This window comes from Ponticoccus sp. (in: a-proteobacteria) (assembly GCF_048381735.1).
Window position 1 is genome coordinate 775960 of sequence record NZ_JBLXGL010000001.1, and the last position, 15492, is coordinate 791451.

The window sequence follows — 15492 nt, forward strand, 5'->3', positions numbered from 1 at the left end:
TTTCGGTCGTCGTTGGTGGCTGGCCGACGGCGCGAAGCCCGCGCCGGGCGCCGCGCCGTCGTGCCCTAGATAACGAGCGCCCCGGTGGCTTGGCAAGGCCAGGGGGGTGCCCGCCGGTCAATTGTCGGGCGGCAAAAGGCCGAGGCCGCGCAGGTAGATGCCGATGCCGGATTCCAGCAGGTCCTCGGGCGGGAAGGGCGCGCGGGTGCCGGGAGAGTTCCGCGCGAAAAGTTCCACCACGCCGTGCGACAAGGCCCAGATGTGCGAGGACACCATCTGCGGCGGCGGGCGCTTTTCCGGCGGGATGTGCTGCGACAGGTCGTTCGCGGCCTTCTCCAGCACCCCGCGCGCCTTGGCGGAGATCGCGGCCAGGTCCGGCGAGTGATTCACCGAGATGCCGCTTTCGAACATCGCGATATAATGGCCCGGATAACGGCGGGCAAAGGCCAGGTAGGCGCGGCCCGTCGACTCGAAGGCGGCAAGCGCCGAGGGCTGGCCCTTGTCATAGGCGAACTGCATCACGTCGGCGAAGATCGCGTAGCCCTGCCGGGCGGCTTCGGCGATCAGGTCCTCGCGCCCGGCGAAGTGGCGGTAGACCGCCGCCGGGGTCACGCCCGCCAGCTTTGCCGCCTCTGACAGGGTGAAGCCGGTCGGGCCCTTTTCCTCGATCAGGCGCAGGGCCGCGTCGACCAGCGCCTGCCGAAGGTTGCCGTGGTGATAGCCGCGCTTGCCCATCTTCAGCACGCGCCCTTACCCATGCCAGAGATCAGGCCCGCCGACGATCTTCGGGTCGGGCTGGCCCACGGCCTTGGGCGCCTTGCTGGCATAGTCGATCTGCAACAGCACGTGGCGGATCGCCTCCAGCCGGGCGCGCTTCTTGTCGTCGGAGCGGATCACCGTCCAGGGGGCTTCCTGGGTATGCGTGCGCTCCAGCGTCTCGGCGATGGCGTCGGTATAGGCGTCCCAGCGCTTCAGCCCCTCGACGTCGATCCACGATAGCTTCCACTGTTTCAGCGGATCGTTCTCGCGCTTCAGGAAGCGGCGCAGCTGTTCGGCCCGGCCCACGGTGAGCCAGATCTTGAACAGCAGGATGCCCTCGTCCACCAGCATCTTCTCGAAGTCCGGCACCTGCCCGAAGAAGTGATCGCGCTGGCCGTCGGTGCAGAAGTCGAAGACCTTCTCGACCACGCCCCGGTTGTACCAAGAACGGTCGTAGAACACGATTTCCCCGGCGGCGGGCAGGTGGTCGATGTAGCGCTGGAAATACCACTGCGTCGCCTCGACGTCCGAGGGTTTCGACAGCGCCACCACCCGCGCGCCGCGCGGGTTGAGGTTCATGCGGAAGCGCTTGATCGTGCCGCCCTTGCCAGAGGCGTCGCGGCCCTCGAAGAGGATGGCGATGCGGGCACCGCTTTCCTTGGCCCAGGCCTGCAGCTTGACCAGTTCGACCTGAAGCCTGTCCATGTCCTTGTCGTAGGGCTTGCGCCCCAGCATGTCGGAATAGGGAAAAGCCGGGTCCAGCACCTCGTCCTTGTCGGCGCGCTTGATCGCTTCGCGCACCTGTCGCGGCGCGTCGGTTTCGAAGAACTCGGAGATCGCGCCGTCGAAAGGTAGGGTCATGAAGGGCCTCTGATGCCGTGCAAGTCACGGGTAATATGGGATGTTAAGCGGATTAGCGCAAACCGTTTGGTCTGGGCTGCGGGCCTGTCAGGGCCCCGGGGCGGTGCGGATGCCGGCGCGGTTCGCCGCGCGGTGGATGGCCTCGACCACGGCACCGGGGCGGCTGTGGTGCGGCATGTGGCCGATCCCCTCCAGCGTCGCAAGGTTGGCCCCGGGCAGATCCCGCGCCATGCGCTGCGAGTGGATCGTCAGCGACACGGTCTCGTCCGCCGTGCCGTGAACGATCTCGATGGGCAGGTCGAGCCCGTCGTAGCGTTCGGACAGCGCCGCCAGTTCGCTCTTCAGGCTGGCCCGTTGCAGGGCGTTTTCGCGCAGGCTGTGGCGGCGCAGGGTCAGCGGCGCGCCGATGTGGTCGGCGTAGCCGGGCAGCTCCTGCTGCGGCTCGAAGACGCCGGCCACGGCGCGGTCGACGTAGGACTGCGGCACCCATGCGGTCAGGAAGGGGATCGCCAGCGGGCCGAGGACAGGATGCGCATTGACCTTGTAGAGCCTCGGCAACCCGCCGTCCCAAGGGTAGGAGGGCGCCGCCACCAGCACCAGCGCCGACAGCGTTTCTGGGTGGTTCACCGCCCATGCCAGCGCCACGGCGCCGCCGTAGGACTGGCCCATGACCACTGGACGCTCGGCGCCCAGCAGCGCGGCGGCACGCGCCAGCAGTGCCGCCTGTTCCCCGATGGAGGCCCCAGCCGCGTCGATGCGGTCGGTGTAGCCCAGCCCGGGCCGGTCGAAGGCGATCACGCGGTAGTGCGCCGCCAGCCGTTCCGCCAGGCCGAAGGTCATGTCGCGCAGGTTGCCCGAGGCCCCGTGGATCAGCACGAGGTCCGGGCCTTCGCCGGTCACCGTGTAATGCACCCGGTGGCCCTCGACCGTGACGAAATCGCCGCCGGGCGGATAGGCCGCCTCTGCCGCCCGCTCGCGCGCGGCGGCGCGCAGCAGTGTGACGCCGACAAGCCCCGCCAGCAGCAGAAGCGCCGCCAGCAGGAGTTTCGACATCACCGGCCCGCCTTGCCGATCGAGGCCAGATCGTAGGGCGTCGACTGGTAGATCTGGTTGATCCAGTTGCCGTAAAGCAGATGCGCATGGCTGCGCCAGCGGTTCTGCGGCCTTTGGGTCGGATCGTCCCCGGGGTAGTAGTTCGCGGGCACGTTGATCGGTTTTCCAGAGGCCACGTCGCGGTCGTATTCTTCCTTCAGCGTGCCCGAGTCGTATTCGAGGTGGTTGAAGATATAAAGCGCGCGATGGTCCGGGTCCTCGACGAGGCAGGGGCCGGTTTCATCGCTGTCGATCAGGATCTTCAGCCCCGCCGCCTCGATCTCGCTGCGGCGCAGTTCCGTCCAGCGCGAGACCGGGATCACCATGTCGTCCGAGAAGCCGCGCAGGTAGGGCGAGGCCGGATCGCAGTTGCGGTGCCGCACGGCGCCAAAGGCCTTGGCGTCCAGCATGTGCTTCTGCACGCCGTGGAAGTGGTGGATCATCGCCATGCCGCCCCAGCAGACGCCGAAGGTCGACTGCACGTGGCCCTGCGTCCAGTCGAAGACGCGGGTCAGCTCCTCCCAGTAGGTGACCTCTTCGAAGGGCAGATGCTCGATGGGCGCGCCGGTGATGATCAGCCCGTCGAACTTCTCTCCCGTATCGGCGACCTCTGCGAAGGGGCGATAGAAGGTCTCCATGTGCTCGGCGGCGGTGTTCTTGGTCTGGTGCTCGCTCATGCGGATCAGCGACAGCTCGATCTGCAGCGGCGTGGCACCGATCAGCCGGGCAAACTGGTTCTCGGTCTGGATCTTCTTGGGCATCAGGTTCAGCAAACCGATGCGCAGCGGCCGGATATCCTGCCGCGCCGCGGTCTCCTCTGCCATGACCATGACGCCCTCGCGGGTGAGGACGTCGAAGGCGGGCAGGTCGGAAGGCAGCTTGATGGGCATGGGGATGGTCCTGAATTGACAGGACCGACAGATAGGCGATGGGGGGCAGAGGGGCAAGTCGCCACGGCGAGGGGCGGCGCGCGGTCCTCAGCCGGGCAGGGCCTCGGCGATCACCGCCTCGAAATCCCCGGCGTTCTGCACCCGGGCCATGTCGGCGGCCTCGACCGTGACGCCCCAGCGCGCGGCCATCTCTTCGTACAGCGGCTGGCGGTGGGCCAGCGCCTGCGCGTAGGTCCAGCGGATGAAGGCATCGGGGTCGACCTCGGCCTCGGCCAGCCCGGTCTCCGACAGGTAGCGCGCCCAGGCGGCGGCAAGGAAGTCGGGCCGGTAGGCCATGGGCTTCGGCGCCTTGTCAAAGCGGCGGATCAGCTCTGCGGTGTGGTCCTCGCTGCCGCGGATCCAGACCAGCAGCGCCTGCGAGGCCAGCTCCTTCAGGATCGGGTCCTCGGGGTTGGCCGGATCGACCCATTCGCAGATCGAGCCGCCGGTGTCGCAGACGAAATGCGGGTAGCCGTAAAGCTCCTGCGCGCGGGTGATGAAATACCCCGTATCCAGCAGCGCCTGCCGCTCGGCCCGTTCGAACTGCGACTGGCGGCGGCGGTACTCTGCCATCGACAGGCCGCCCCTGGCCGGATCGCCGGGCTTGCCGAGGTAGGTCGAGACCGCGTTGAGGTTGTCGAAGCTGAGGTTAGAGCCGATGTAGATCGAATCCGTCATCAGCAGATCGCGCAGGAAGGGCACCTGCATGGCCTGCGCCTTGGCATTGTCGGCGATGTACTCGCCCATGTAGCGGGTGCCGATGCGGTAATCGATCGAGTAGTGGAACCAGTCGCCGCTGTCGCGCAGCCGGGTCGAGACATGGGTCTTGCCCAGCCCCGACATGGCAAAGAGGACAACACGCTTTTGCGGGGCATGGCGCCAGGCGCGGGCGTCGGGATAAAGCATGGGCGTGGTCCGGAACAGATTGGCTCGGCTGGGGGATATTCTGCCCGTGCGCGCGCGTCAAACCCTCTTGGGTCGCGGCCCCGATGCCAGCACCGTCAGCCCCGCCGCCAGCAGCGCAAAGCCAAGGTAGGCGGTGGGCGCCAGTGTCTCGTCCCGCACCAGCGCGCCCAGCGTGATGGCGACCGGCGGGATCAGCAGTGTCACCAGCATCAGGTTGCCGGAGCCGGCCACCGCAAGCACCCGGTAGTACAGCAGATAGGCCAGCGCCGTGGCGACCGCGGCGTAATAGGCGATGGCGCCCCATGTGACCGCCGACAGGGCCAGCGGGGGCGGCCCCTCGGTGACCAGCACGAGGGGCAGCATGATCAGGCTCGAGGCGGTCAGCATCCCGGCAGCCGAGACCAGCGGCGGCAGGCCGCCCAGCCATTTGCGCGCCCAGACCCCGGCGAAGGCATAGGACAGCGTGCCCGCGACAACCGCCAGCTGCGCGACAGAGGTCAGGTCCAGCGCCAGCAGCTGCGCCGGGCCGATGGCGATCACGACCCCGGCAAAGCCCAGCAGCACCCCGGCGGTCTTGCGCAGCGTCAGCCGCTCGTCGGCCAGCAGAAGCGCCGCGACCAGCACCCCGAAGACCGCGCTGTTGGCATTGAGGATAGAGGTCAGCCCGGTGGGAATATGCATCTGCCCCCAGGCCATCAGCGAGAAGGGAATGACGTTGTTCAACAGCCCCATGACCAGCAGCCCGATCAGGGGGCGCGGAGAGCGGGGCAGCGGAAGGCCGCGCAGCAGCACGATGGGCCAGAGGATCGCGGCGGCGATGGCGGTGCGGAACAGCACCGAGGTCAGCGGCGGGATCTCGTCAAGCGCGGTGCGGATGGCAAGGAAGGACCCGCCCCAGATGAGGCCGAGCAGCGCCAGTTGCGCCCATGCGCGGGCAGAGAGGGTCGGGGATGTCATGGCTCATCTCTGGCAGGCCCGCGCGCAATTGACGACCCGGATTCTGCGCTTTGACACCGATCCTGCACGCCCCCTGCCGGATGGTCGCCAGCACCGCCGGTCCCGGCCTGCAGCCGCCACCGCAGGCCGCGCCGCCAGCCCCCGGTCGGATCGGCCTCCATCTTCGGACCGGCCCCATCTTCTTCTGTCCCGAAATATCCCGGGGGTCCGGGGGCAGAGCCCCCGTCCGGTCGCCATTGTCGCGCCATTGGTCCGAGGGACAATGGCGACGGGCAAAGCCCCCGTCCGGCTGCCATTGTCGCGCCATTGGTCCGGGAAGCGATGGTGACGGAAGAAGGTCCCGGTCCGGCCGCCCTGAGCCGGGACGGCGACACCTCTCCTTGTCCCGGTCCTGCGCCGCCATGAAAAAACCCTCGCGGGCGGGCCGCGAGGGTTCTCTTCATTTCACCCGATGGTGGCGATCAGAAGACCATCTCGGCCTTGAACCCGATGCCGACCGCGTGGTTGTCCTCGAAGCTGGCGGCGGGGCGCTCGGCCACGCCGGCCACGGCATCGCCCAGCCAGGAATAGTTCAGCCCGCCCGAGATCTTCAGCGCGCCGCTGCTGTACTGGCCCGCAAGCGAAACACCCCAGAGACCGTCGGTCGGCCCCAGCGGGGACACCGTGTCATTGTTGTTCTCGGGCTCGTAGCTGACGCTCATCGATCCCGCGAAGCTCTCGGAGAAGCGGCGCGCCACGCCCAGCGTGTAGCGGTGCCCGTCGTCAAGGTTCACAAGGTCGGCCCCCAGCGCCGAGGGCACGATGTCCACCGCCGAGAAGTCGGTCCAGCGGTAGGAGGCGGTCAGCAGGGTGCCTTCCATGATGCCGGTCTGGAAATCCAGGTTGAAGCTGGCCGGAGAGACGAAATCCACCGAGTCGCGCACCGTGCGGCCCAGCAGTTCTTCGGTGGTGTCGGCGCTGTGCTCGGTCTGGAAGCGGTAGGTCCCCGAGATCCGCAGCGCGATATCCGGGATCTCGTAGGCGGCGCCGATCAGGTAGGTCGGCTTGGTCGACTGGTCCATGGCGAAGGTATAGCCGCCGGTGCCCAGGAAACTGCCAGAGGTGCTCGCCACGGCGCTGCCCAGTGCGGCAGTGGTGCCCGCGCCATAGGTGCTGTCGATCGCCGTCGCCGCCGCGGCGCTGCCCGACAGCGCGGCGCCCAGCAGGGTCGAATCCAGCCCCGGCACGGTCGAGGCGACCGCCGCGGTCGAGATCGCGCCCGCGTAGCTCAGACCGTTCAGGGCGACGTCGGCCTCGATGCGTTCGACGCCGATGCCGCCGAAGATGCTGAAGCGATCGCCGAACTTGTAGCGCCCGATCACCGTCAGCGCCCGCGAGTCGAGGTCGGCCATGGTGCCGCCGAGGTTCGAGGTCGTCGGGTCGGCGTCGTAATCGACGTTGGTGCCATAGGGCTGGTCGAAGATCAGCGAGTAGTTGAAGCCGGTGCCCTTGAGCCCGTTGGTGTAGGTGATCGCGGTCTGGGTGTAGGATTCGCCCACATCGTAATCGGCGCCCCGGCTGTCCGTGCCGGTGACGCTGGGCATCACGTAGCCGAAGCTCAGGCTGGCGGTGCCGTCGGCGGCAAAGATGGACGCGACGCTTTGTCCCGAACGGTCGAGACCGGCGGCCTGGGCCTGCGATGACAGTAGGGCCAGGACGGCCCCGGCTACGAATTTGTTCATTGTTTTGTCCCTCATCCCGAGCGTGCGGAAGTCTCCTGCAACCTACGCTAGGAGACCCGAGTCTCTGCGGTCAATCTTTGACGGAACGTCAAGGGTGATGGCGCAAACGTAACGTCACATCTAAGTGACAGCGGGGCGCGCTGCCCGCGCACGGCGTGTCTCATAGGTGATATTGGCGTAATTGGCGCCAAAGATCAGCGCCGCCCCAAGGAAGACGTATCGGTCCAGGGGTTCTGCGTAGAGCATCATGCCAACGATGGCGATCACCGGCAGGCGGGTAAAGTCGATGGGCATCACCACGGTTGCGGGCGCGAGGCTCAGCGCGGTGGTCAGGCAGAAATGCGCCACCAGCCCGGCAAGGGCGATGATCACGACCCAGGGCAGGCTGGCAAGGCTCGGCAGCGCGATATCGCCGTCGTATCCGGCGCAGACAAGGCCGAAGCCCGCCTGCAGGACGGTCAGCCAGAACAGGATATTGGTGATCGTCGTGGTGCGCGTCAGGCGCCGGGTGAAGACTGCGGAGGCGGCAAAGCCCGCGGCGGCAAGCGCGGCGGTCAGCTGGCCGAACTGCAGCGTCTCGGGGGTGGGGCGGGTGACGATCAGGATCCCGACAAAGCCCACCGCTGCGGCGGCAAGGCGGTTGCCGGTCAGGCGCTCGCCCAGCACGAGGGGGCTCAACAGCATGACCCAGAAGGGCGAGGTGAACTCCAGCGCGAAGACCTGCGCCAACGGGATCACGGTGATCGAGTAGAACCACAGGTTCTGCCCGGCGAAATGGCCGAGGTTGCGCACCACATGGGTGCCGAAGTTGCGGGTGTCGACCTGGCCCAGCGTCCCGGCCAGCCGGGCCACGCTTACCACGATCACGATGCCGATCAGCGAACGGAAGAACATGATCTCGAAGGTGTCGAGGTCCAGGCTGACGGCGCGGCCCGCCACGGCCATGGTGGTGAAAGACGCGATGGCCCCGGTCATCCAGAGGCAGGCCTTGAGGGTGTCGTTCATGGGCAAAGCGCCTTCCAGTCTTGCGGAGGCATGTGGTCACGGGCCTGCGCGAATGGCAAGCCGGGTGCCCGGATATTGTGCACAGGCGTGCCCCGGGGCCGGGATGGGCGCGGGCCGGGCCGGGGCAGGCCCGCAAGGGGGGCGGGCATTGGGCCGGGGCGGGATCGGCGTGGCGGGAGCCTTGGAGCGGACCCGCGCTGGCGCCGGACATTCGGCGCAGGCACGGGCCGGGGGCAGGGCAAGGCGGCGCGGCTCCACCGGTGCGGTGCAGGGGGCCGGCCCGGGGGGCTGGGTGTCTGGGATGCGCGAACGGCGCGCCCCTTTCCCGGACCTCCTCGGTCGAGCGGCTGAGCCCGGCGGTTGCAGGATCGCGCGGCGGATGTCGGCGGCGCCCGGCCCAGGCTGCGGCGGGGCCGGGCCAAAAGAAAAGGCGCGCCCGACAGGGGGCGCGCCATGCATTCCGAACCGAGGTTCCCGAAAGGGGGCGGCTCAGCTTTCCTTCATCAGCTGGTCCTTGGCGACCAGCAGCAATTCGTCCATTTTGCCGCGGATCTCGTCGGCGGTGGCCAGATCGCCCAGGTCGCCCGAGACCTTGCGCACCACGTCCTCGTGGCCCGCTTCCTCGAAATCGGACTTCACGACTTCGACAGCGTAGGCATTGGCCGCATCGCCGGTCTTGCCCAGCATTTCGGCCGCCCAGAGCCCGAGCAGCTTGTTCCGGCGCGCCTCGGCGCGGAACTTCATTTCCTCGTCATGGGCATACTTGTTTTCGAACGCTGTCTCGCGGTCGTCGAAGGTGGTCATCGCTCTCGCTCCCTCGGGGATGGTGTTTCCCTTTCGATATGACGCTCCGGGGGCGTTTTCGCAAGGCTTGGCGGTGTCGCTGCGGCAATCGGGGCCGGTCAGTCGCGCGCGGCACGGGCCTGCCCCCGGGGGGCGCGGCGCCGTCACCCTTGCGGTGGCCCCCTGCTTGACGTAAGAGAACGCAACACCGCGCCCACAGCGCGGTTTTCCTGTTTGGAAGGGTCCGAAATGGCACGGCGTAAGAAAATCTACGAAGGCAAGGCGAAAATCCTGTACGAAGGCCCCGAACCGGGCACCATCGTGCAATATTTCAAGGACGACGCCACCGCCTTCAATGCGCAGAAGAAGGACGTGATCGAGGGCAAGGGCGTGCTGAACAACCGCCTGTCCGAGTTCTTCATGACGGGGTTGACCAACATCGGGGTGCCCACGCACTTCATCAAGCGGCTGAACATGCGAGAGCAGCTGGTGCGGGCCTGCGAGATCATCCCGCTGGAGATCATCGTGCGCAACTTCGCCGCCGGGTCGATGTCCAAGCGTCTTGGCATCGAAGAGGGCACGCCGCTGCCGCGTCCGGTCGTCGAATACTGCTACAAGGACGACAAGCTGGGCGATCCGCTGGTGACAGAGGAACATATCGCCGCCTTCGGCTGGGCCTCGCAGCAGGACATGGACGACATCGTGGCGCTGGCGCTGCGGGTCAACGACTACATGTCGGGCCTGATGTATGGCGTCGGCATCAAGCTGGTCGATTTCAAGATCGAGGTCGGGCGCGTCTACGAGGGCGATTTCCAGCGGCTTGTGGTCGCTGACGAGATCAGCCCCGACAGCTGCCGCCTGTGGGATCTGGAATCCGGCCAGAAGCTGGACAAGGACGTCTTCCGCCATGACCTCGGCAACCTCGCGGATGCCTATACGGAAGTCGCCAAGCGCCTTGGCGTGATGCCCAAGCAGGCCACCCACATGGCCAAGCCCAAGCTGATCAACTGAGGCATCGCCCGGGCCGCGACGCGGTCGGGGCCGATGGCATCGGGATTTAAACGGGGGCGTGGCACAGGGGTGCCGCGCCCCTTTCTCTGTCCGGGGATGGCGGCAGGCGGGGGTCGACGCGGCGTCTGCCCTGGGCCGGACCGCTGCGGTAGGCCCGTCGCAGCCCGCGCCCCGGCGGCTGCAACAGTCACCCGACCATGACCGCCTGCCGAAACGGCAAGCGGGCCTTGCGGGCGGTCCGTTGCTGGACGGTCATGCGGCGGTGCCGGACCACCGAGCGCGCGATCCGGCAGTCGAGGCGTCGCTTCCACCGCAGCCATCTGGCCGGGATCCATGGCCTGATCCAGCGCCAGAGCCAGCCAGGTTGCAGGAAGGCGATCATGCGGAAGACCGTCTTCCGCGCGTTGCGCCGCAGGCCCTCGTGGGCGGTCATGAAGGCGGTGATCACCCAAAGCGGAGGATTGTCGGAAAACAGGATCAGCCACGGGCCCGGCGATGGGGTCAGCGTTGCCCGCAGCACGAACGGGGCCGGGATGGCCCGTGCGACGGCGCCGCGCGCATTGTACCGGCGTATCCTGCCGGAATGGCACTGCCCGACAGCGGTCCGGGCCGTTGCGATCCGCGAAGCGATGCGCCGGTGGATCGCCCGGGCCAAGCGGCAACCGGGCGAGGCAGGCCTGGCGGCCGCTAGGCACCCATGGTCAGCAGCGCGAACAGCGGCACCAGCAAGATGGCCGCGATCAGGGTGAAGTGCAGGTTCCAGCCCCATGTCAGGCGCGTGGCGGGCAGGCCCGAGGCGCGGGCGATCACCAGAACCACGGTGGCGAAGGGCGAAAAGGTCATCGACAGCGCCCAGCCGCAGGAGATCGAGAAGGCCAGCAGGGTCGGGTCGGCGGGCATCTCGGGCAGGGCGGCGAAGAACGACCCCATGAAGACCGCCATCATCGTGGGCGACAGGGCCAGCAGGCTGACAAGGGCGATGAAGAGCGGGATCGCCGACAGCAGCAGCCAGTCCGGCATGGCGCCAAGGCCCAGGAAGGCCGCGACCTCTGCCGCCGGGGTCAGCCCCGCACCCGCGCGCCCGATAAAGCCCGAGCAGGCCAGCGTGATCGCCACGTTCAGAGAGCCGGGCAGTTCCTCGACCACCAGGGTGCGCATCCGGGCCTTCAGGTCCGGCCAGAGCGTCGGAGAGCGCAGGCCGAACTGGGCGGTCAGCCATCCCGCCATCATCACGGGGCAGGCGGCGAGCACGCCGAAGACGATGGAGCCGTCGAAGACCTCGACGAAGAAAACCACCAGCAGCAGGAACCAGCCCGTCGTCGCGGCGAAGCGCAGCGCGGCGGTCCGGGGGAAGGCCATGACGGCGCGCTTGCCGCTGGGCCGGTAGGCGCGGAACCGCAGTTTGTCCTCCAGCGCGCCGACCAGCATCAGCAGCATGAAGAAGGCGAAGCCGTAACCGATCCAGGCGGTGCGTTCGACGCCCGGCATCAGCTCTGCCACGATCAGCGGCGCGAAGGCGGTGGGGGACCAGGTGACGCACCATGCAAAGCCGCGCAGCAGGGCTGACAGCTGGCGCTGTTCGCGCAGCGGGTTCAGCCCGTCTTCGGCGCCCGCCCGGCGGATGCCCTGCTGGATCAGCGGCACAAGGAAGCTGACAACGCCAAGGTTGAACAGCACGGCCAGCAGAGAGGTGCCGCCGCTCAGCGCAACGTAGCGGCGGCCCGGCGGCTGGCGCGTGAGGTATTCGCCGAGGATCTCGACAGAGGGCGAGGATCGCGCCGTCGCCTGCAACAGCCCCAAGAGCAGGATGAAGGCCATCAGGAAGACCGCCTGATCCATCGCACCGGACAGGATGGTGCCGGGGTCGGGCTGGGTGACGATCACCAGGACGCTCAGCACCGCGCTGGCGCCCAGCAGGTAGATCTCGCGCAGGGTCAGCTGCCGCACGGCCAGAACCACGACCGTCAGCACAAGGCCCCAGGCGATCTGTTGAAGCAGGTCCGAGCCGCTGAACCGCGCCAGCAGTTCGAGGACCGCGACGCTCATCAGCAGGGTGGCAAGGAAGGGCCGGGGGGCCGGGGTGTGCGCCGCCGCCGGGGCGGTGGCTGGCCGGGGCGCGTCGCTCAACTGGGATGCCTGTGTGCAGGGGCCGGGTCGTGCATGTCTTGTCCTACAGGGTTTCGGGTCTGACTTGGGCTATCCGCGACAGGAATGTCCAGAGAAGAAGGCCACCGGGGCGGCAGGGACCGCATCCCCGGTTTGGCCCGGATGCCCTAGCCGGTCACGCCGATGGGCCAGGGCGCGAATTCCTCGGCGCCGACGCCCAGGGCCTCGCTCTTTGTCCGCTGGCCGGACGCCACGTCGAGGATGCTGCGGAAGATCGCGTCGCCCATCTGCTCCAGCGTGGCGGTGCCGTCGATGACGGGGCCGCAGTTGATATCCATGTCGCCCTTCATCCGGTTGTACATCGGCGTGTTCGAAGCCAGCTTGATCGTCGGCGCGGGGTAAGAGCCAAAGCAGCTTCCGCGCCCGGTGGTGAAACAGATCAGGTTAGCGCCGCCGGCGATTTGCCCGGTGGCGGCAACAGGATCGTATCCCGGTGTATCCATAAGGACCAGACCGCTGTGATCGACTTTTTCGGCGTAGCGATAGACCGCTTCGATGCCGGTCGAGCCACCCTTTTTCGCGCCGCCCAGCGCCTTTTCGACGATATTCGCAAGGCCGCCGTCCTGATTGCCCGGGCCGACGACGCCCTGCATCTGCACGTCGCGTCCCTCGGTGTAGTCCAGCCACCAGCGGATGCGGTCGAGCAGGGCGCGGCCCACGCTCTCGTCCCGGGCGCGGGCGGTCAGCGTGTGTTCGATGCCGTAAAGCTCGGGTGTCTCCGACAGGATCGCCGTGCCGCCATTGCGCGCCAGCCGGTCGACGGCGCGGCCAAGCGCGGGATTGGCCGAGAGCCCGGAAAACCCGTCCGAGCCCCCGCATTGCAACCCGATCCTGATGTGTTCGGCAGAGCAGGGGCTGCGGGTGGCCCTGTTCGCCTCGGCCAGCATTTCGCGCACCATGGCGCGGCCCTGCCTGATGGTCTCTGCCGTGCCGCCCAGCGTCTGCATCCGCAGACTGCGCAGCATTGTGCCGGTTTCCAGCGCCGTCGCCTCGAAGAAGCGTTCCAGGTTGTTGCGCTCGCACCCAAGCCCCACGATCAGCGCGCCGGCGATATTGGGGTGCTGGATGTAGCCCTTGAGCGTGCGCCGCAGCAGGTCGATGGGTTCGCCCGTCTGCTCCATCCCGCAGCCCTGTTGGTGGATGAAGGGCACGACGCCATCGACGTTGGGGTAGTCCTCAAGCCGCTCTTCGTCGAAGTACTGCGCGATCTTGCGCGCGACGGTGGCGGAACAGTTCACCGTGATGAAGACGCCGATGACGTTGCGCGTGCCGACCCGGCCATCGGCGCGGCGATAGCCCATGAAGGTCTCGCGTTCTGCCTGCGGCAGCAGCTGGGCGGGGCGGTAGTCCTGCCCGAAGCGATAGTCCTTCTGGATCTCGTCCACCAGGACGTTATGCGTGTGCAGATAGGTGCCCGGCGCCAGATCCTCGCCGGCGTAGCCGATGACGGTGGCGTATTTCAGCACCGGCTCGCCCCGGCGCAGCGCCCGCGTCGCCAGTTTGTGCCCGGCGGGGATGTTGGCGAGGGCGGTCAGGCCCTCGCTGTCGATCCGCGTGCCCTTGCGGATATCCTCCCGCGCGACCACGACAGTGTCGGCGGGGTCCAGCCGGATCACCGGAGAGGTCATGGCCTAGCGCCCGTTCTTCTGCCGCCATGCCTTGAAGCGGTCGAGGTTCTGTTCCTTCGTGGCGGGATAGAGGCCGATGATGGTCTCGCCATTCCGCACCTGCTCGATGGCGAAATCCTCGTAGGCGGTCATTTCGACGGCCTCGTCGGCGATCTCCTCGGCCATATGCGCGGGAATGACGATCACGCTGTCGTCGTCACCCACGAGGATGTCGCCCGGAAAGACCGGGGCGTCGCCGCAGCCGATGGGCTCGTTGATGGCGATGGCCTCGTTGTTGGTCAGGTTCGTCGGAGACGAGGGCCGGTTGTGATAGGCGGGCATCTCCAGCGCGCCGATGCACATGGCGTCGCGAAAGCCGCCGTCGGTGACGATGCCCTCGGCGCCGCGCATCATCAGGCGGGTGATCAGGATATCCCCCGCGCTGGCCATCGAGGCATCGCGGCGGCTGTCCATCACCAGCACGTGGCCCCTGGGGCAGGTTTCGATGGCATGGCGCTGCGGGTGGTCGGGTCGGCGGAATTCCGACAGCTGGTTGCGGTCCTCGCGGGCCGGGATGTAGCGCAGGGTGAAGGCGGGGCCGACCATATTGCGGCCCTTGGGCTGCACCGGGCGCACGTCCTGGATCACCTGACGCCGCAATCCGCGCTTGAAGAGCGCGGTGGCGAGGGTGGCGACAGAGACGTCGCGCAGTTTCTCGATGGTCTCGGGTTTGACGTCGGTCATGGGATCGTTCTCCGGGGTCGGGGGCGGTCAGGATAGCAGTCCGGCGCCCGTCATGAAGGCGGTCAGGCGGCGCATCTGGCTGTCGCTCAGCGGCCATGCGGCGGGCGGTCGGGCGGCGCCGCAGTCCTCGCCCATCAGCTGCAGCGCGGCCTTGACGCCGGGCACGTTGGCGCCGCCCTGATCCTCGGCGCGGATATCCTCGAAGACCTGCATCTCGGCGATCAGGGCGCGGGCCTCTTCGTAGTCGCCGCCCTCCAGCGCGGTGTTGATGGCGACCGAGCGTTCCGGCCAGACGTTGATCAGGCCCGAGGTGAAGCCGCGCGCCCCCACGGCGTAGAAGGCGGGGGCCCAGACCTCGGCCAGCCCGCCGGTCCATGTGATGTGATCGGGGCAGGCGGCCATGGCGGCCTTCAGCTTCATCGGGTTGGGCGTGGCCCATTTGACGCCGACAACGCCCTCGACCGCGCAGAGCGCGCGGATCGCATCGGTGCCGATGGCGTCATTGCGCAGATACAGGATCAGCGGCAGCCCGTCGCCCGCCTCGCGCACCGCCTCGACGTAATGCACCAGCCCGCGCGGCGCCACGAAGGGGTCGGGCGGCTGGTGGATCATCAGCGCCGAGGCTCCGGCGAGGCCCGAGGCCTCTGCCAGCGCCTGCGCGTCCCGGACGCCCCGGCCCACGCCCGCCACCATGGGCACGCGGTCGTCGATATGCGCGCCCGAGGCGTGGACCATGGCCATGGCCTCGTCCAGCGTCAGGGAATAGAACTCTCCGGTGTTGCCGTTCGCAGTCAGCACATGCACGCCCGCGTCCACGGCGCGGTCGACGATGGCGCGTTGCAGGTCGGGCGCGATCTCTCCGGCCTCGTCGAAGGGGGTGGCAAGGATGCCCGATACGCCGGTCAGGGCGCGCGAGAGGTCATGTGTCATGGAAGTCTCCGAAGGTTTCCC

The 15492-nt window shown here is 67.9% G+C and carries 15 protein-coding genes; 1 reads left to right on the forward strand and 14 read right to left on the reverse strand.

The genetic code is table 11. From position 1 onward, the window contains the following. Window positions 1–117: 117 nt before the first annotated feature. The 9 genes from ACN5KJ_RS03725 to ACN5KJ_RS03765 all read right to left on the reverse strand — a co-directional run bounded on the left by ACN5KJ_RS03725 (window position 118) and on the right by ACN5KJ_RS03765 (window position 9034). Entirely contained in the window at window positions 118–735 is a 618-nt protein-coding gene (locus ACN5KJ_RS03725) for a TetR/AcrR family transcriptional regulator (RefSeq protein WP_418592236.1), read from the reverse strand. Window positions 736–750: 15 nt separating this feature from the next. Next, on the reverse strand, window positions 751–1620 hold the full coding sequence (gene ppk2 / locus ACN5KJ_RS03730) for a polyphosphate kinase 2 (protein WP_418592113.1): 870 nt from the start codon (window positions 1618–1620) through the stop codon (window positions 751–753). A gap of 87 nt (window positions 1621–1707) precedes the next feature. Further along, on the reverse strand, window positions 1708–2673 hold the full coding sequence (locus ACN5KJ_RS03735) for an alpha/beta fold hydrolase (RefSeq protein WP_418592114.1): 966 nt from the start codon (window positions 2671–2673) through the stop codon (window positions 1708–1710). Then, window positions 2673–3602 (reverse strand): homoserine O-acetyltransferase MetA, encoded by a 930-nt coding sequence (gene metA, locus ACN5KJ_RS03740; protein WP_347167558.1) that lies wholly within the window; start codon window positions 3600–3602, stop codon window positions 2673–2675. The genes ACN5KJ_RS03735 and metA overlap by 1 nt, the downstream gene beginning before the upstream one ends. Before the next feature lie 87 nt (window positions 3603–3689). Further along, window positions 3690–4547: an ATPase gene (locus tag ACN5KJ_RS03745; RefSeq protein WP_418592115.1), complete on the reverse strand. Its 858-nt coding sequence runs from the start codon at window positions 4545–4547 to the stop codon at window positions 3690–3692. Between the two features lie 57 nt (window positions 4548–4604). Beyond that, window positions 4605–5504, reverse strand: coding sequence for a DMT family transporter (locus ACN5KJ_RS03750; protein WP_418592116.1), 900 nt, complete (start codon window positions 5502–5504; stop codon window positions 4605–4607). Window positions 5505–5965: 461 nt separating this feature from the next. Continuing rightward, window positions 5966–7225 carry a hypothetical protein gene (locus ACN5KJ_RS03755; RefSeq protein WP_418592117.1) on the reverse strand — a complete coding sequence of 420 codons (1260 nt, stop codon included), beginning with the start codon at window positions 7223–7225 and terminating at the stop codon, window positions 5966–5968. Window positions 7226–7345: 120 nt separating this feature from the next. Then, on the reverse strand, window positions 7346–8230 hold the full coding sequence (locus tag ACN5KJ_RS03760; protein WP_347167560.1) for a DMT family transporter: 885 nt from the start codon (window positions 8228–8230) through the stop codon (window positions 7346–7348). Between the two features lie 489 nt (window positions 8231–8719). Further along, window positions 8720–9034, reverse strand: coding sequence for a DUF1476 domain-containing protein (locus ACN5KJ_RS03765; RefSeq protein WP_418592118.1), 315 nt, complete (start codon window positions 9032–9034; stop codon window positions 8720–8722). A gap of 228 nt (window positions 9035–9262) precedes the next feature. On the opposite strand from ACN5KJ_RS03765, the gene purC reads away from it, so the two are divergent. After that, window positions 9263–10024 (forward strand): phosphoribosylaminoimidazolesuccinocarboxamide synthase, encoded by a 762-nt coding sequence (purC, locus tag ACN5KJ_RS03770; RefSeq protein ID WP_206565919.1) that lies wholly within the window; start codon window positions 9263–9265, stop codon window positions 10022–10024. A gap of 187 nt (window positions 10025–10211) precedes the next feature. Here the strand turns inward: purC and ACN5KJ_RS03775 are convergent, their stop codons facing one another. The 5 genes from ACN5KJ_RS03775 to ACN5KJ_RS03795 form a co-directional block, all read right to left on the reverse strand. After that, window positions 10212–10679: a hypothetical protein gene (locus tag ACN5KJ_RS03775; RefSeq protein WP_418592119.1), complete on the reverse strand. Its 468-nt coding sequence runs from the start codon at window positions 10677–10679 to the stop codon at window positions 10212–10214. Window positions 10680–10711: 32 nt separating this feature from the next. Next, complete coding sequence (locus ACN5KJ_RS03780; protein ID WP_418592120.1) at window positions 10712–12151, reverse strand: hypothetical protein; 1440 nt, start codon at window positions 12149–12151, stop codon at window positions 10712–10714. 146 nt (window positions 12152–12297) lie between these two features. After that, window positions 12298–13818 carry a UxaA family hydrolase gene (locus ACN5KJ_RS03785; protein ID WP_418592121.1) on the reverse strand — a complete coding sequence of 507 codons (1521 nt, stop codon included), beginning with the start codon at window positions 13816–13818 and terminating at the stop codon, window positions 12298–12300. Between the two features lie 3 nt (window positions 13819–13821). After that, window positions 13822–14541 (reverse strand): ribonuclease activity regulator RraA, encoded by a 720-nt coding sequence (locus ACN5KJ_RS03790; RefSeq protein ID WP_418592122.1) that lies wholly within the window; start codon window positions 14539–14541, stop codon window positions 13822–13824. Window positions 14542–14568: 27 nt separating this feature from the next. Continuing rightward, on the reverse strand, window positions 14569–15471 hold the full coding sequence (locus ACN5KJ_RS03795) for a dihydrodipicolinate synthase family protein (RefSeq protein WP_347167565.1): 903 nt from the start codon (window positions 15469–15471) through the stop codon (window positions 14569–14571). Window positions 15472–15492 lie beyond the last annotated feature (21 nt).

What these genes read in the sequence shown, in the direction of transcription:
- ACN5KJ_RS03725 (WP_418592236.1), bottom strand. Translation starts at nt 735, where the DNA reads ATGGGCAAGCGCGGCTATCACCACGGCAACCTTCGGCAGGCGCTGGTC.
- ppk2 (WP_418592113.1), bottom strand. Translation starts at nt 1,620, where the DNA reads ATGACCCTACCTTTCGACGGCGCGATCTCCGAGTTCTTCGAAACCGAC.
- ACN5KJ_RS03735 (WP_418592114.1), bottom strand. Translation starts at nt 2,673, where the DNA reads ATGTCGAAACTCCTGCTGGCGGCGCTTCTGCTGCTGGCGGGGCTTGTC.
- metA (WP_347167558.1), bottom strand. Translation starts at nt 3,602, where the DNA reads ATGCCCATCAAGCTGCCTTCCGACCTGCCCGCCTTCGACGTCCTCACC.
- ACN5KJ_RS03745 (WP_418592115.1), bottom strand. Translation starts at nt 4,547, where the DNA reads ATGCTTTATCCCGACGCCCGCGCCTGGCGCCATGCCCCGCAAAAGCGT.
- ACN5KJ_RS03750 (WP_418592116.1), bottom strand. Translation starts at nt 5,504, where the DNA reads ATGACATCCCCGACCCTCTCTGCCCGCGCATGGGCGCAACTGGCGCTG.
- ACN5KJ_RS03755 (WP_418592117.1), bottom strand. Translation starts at nt 7,225, where the DNA reads ATGAACAAATTCGTAGCCGGGGCCGTCCTGGCCCTACTGTCATCGCAG.
- ACN5KJ_RS03760 (WP_347167560.1), bottom strand. Translation starts at nt 8,230, where the DNA reads ATGAACGACACCCTCAAGGCCTGCCTCTGGATGACCGGGGCCATCGCG.
- ACN5KJ_RS03765 (WP_418592118.1), bottom strand. Translation starts at nt 9,034, where the DNA reads ATGACCACCTTCGACGACCGCGAGACAGCGTTCGAAAACAAGTATGCC.
- purC (WP_206565919.1), top strand. Translation starts at nt 9,263, where the DNA reads ATGGCACGGCGTAAGAAAATCTACGAAGGCAAGGCGAAAATCCTGTAC.
- ACN5KJ_RS03785 (WP_418592121.1), bottom strand. Translation starts at nt 13,818, where the DNA reads ATGACCTCTCCGGTGATCCGGCTGGACCCCGCCGACACTGTCGTGGTC.
- ACN5KJ_RS03790 (WP_418592122.1), bottom strand. Translation starts at nt 14,541, where the DNA reads ATGACCGACGTCAAACCCGAGACCATCGAGAAACTGCGCGACGTCTCT.
- ACN5KJ_RS03795 (WP_347167565.1), bottom strand. Translation starts at nt 15,471, where the DNA reads ATGACACATGACCTCTCGCGCGCCCTGACCGGCGTATCGGGCATCCTT.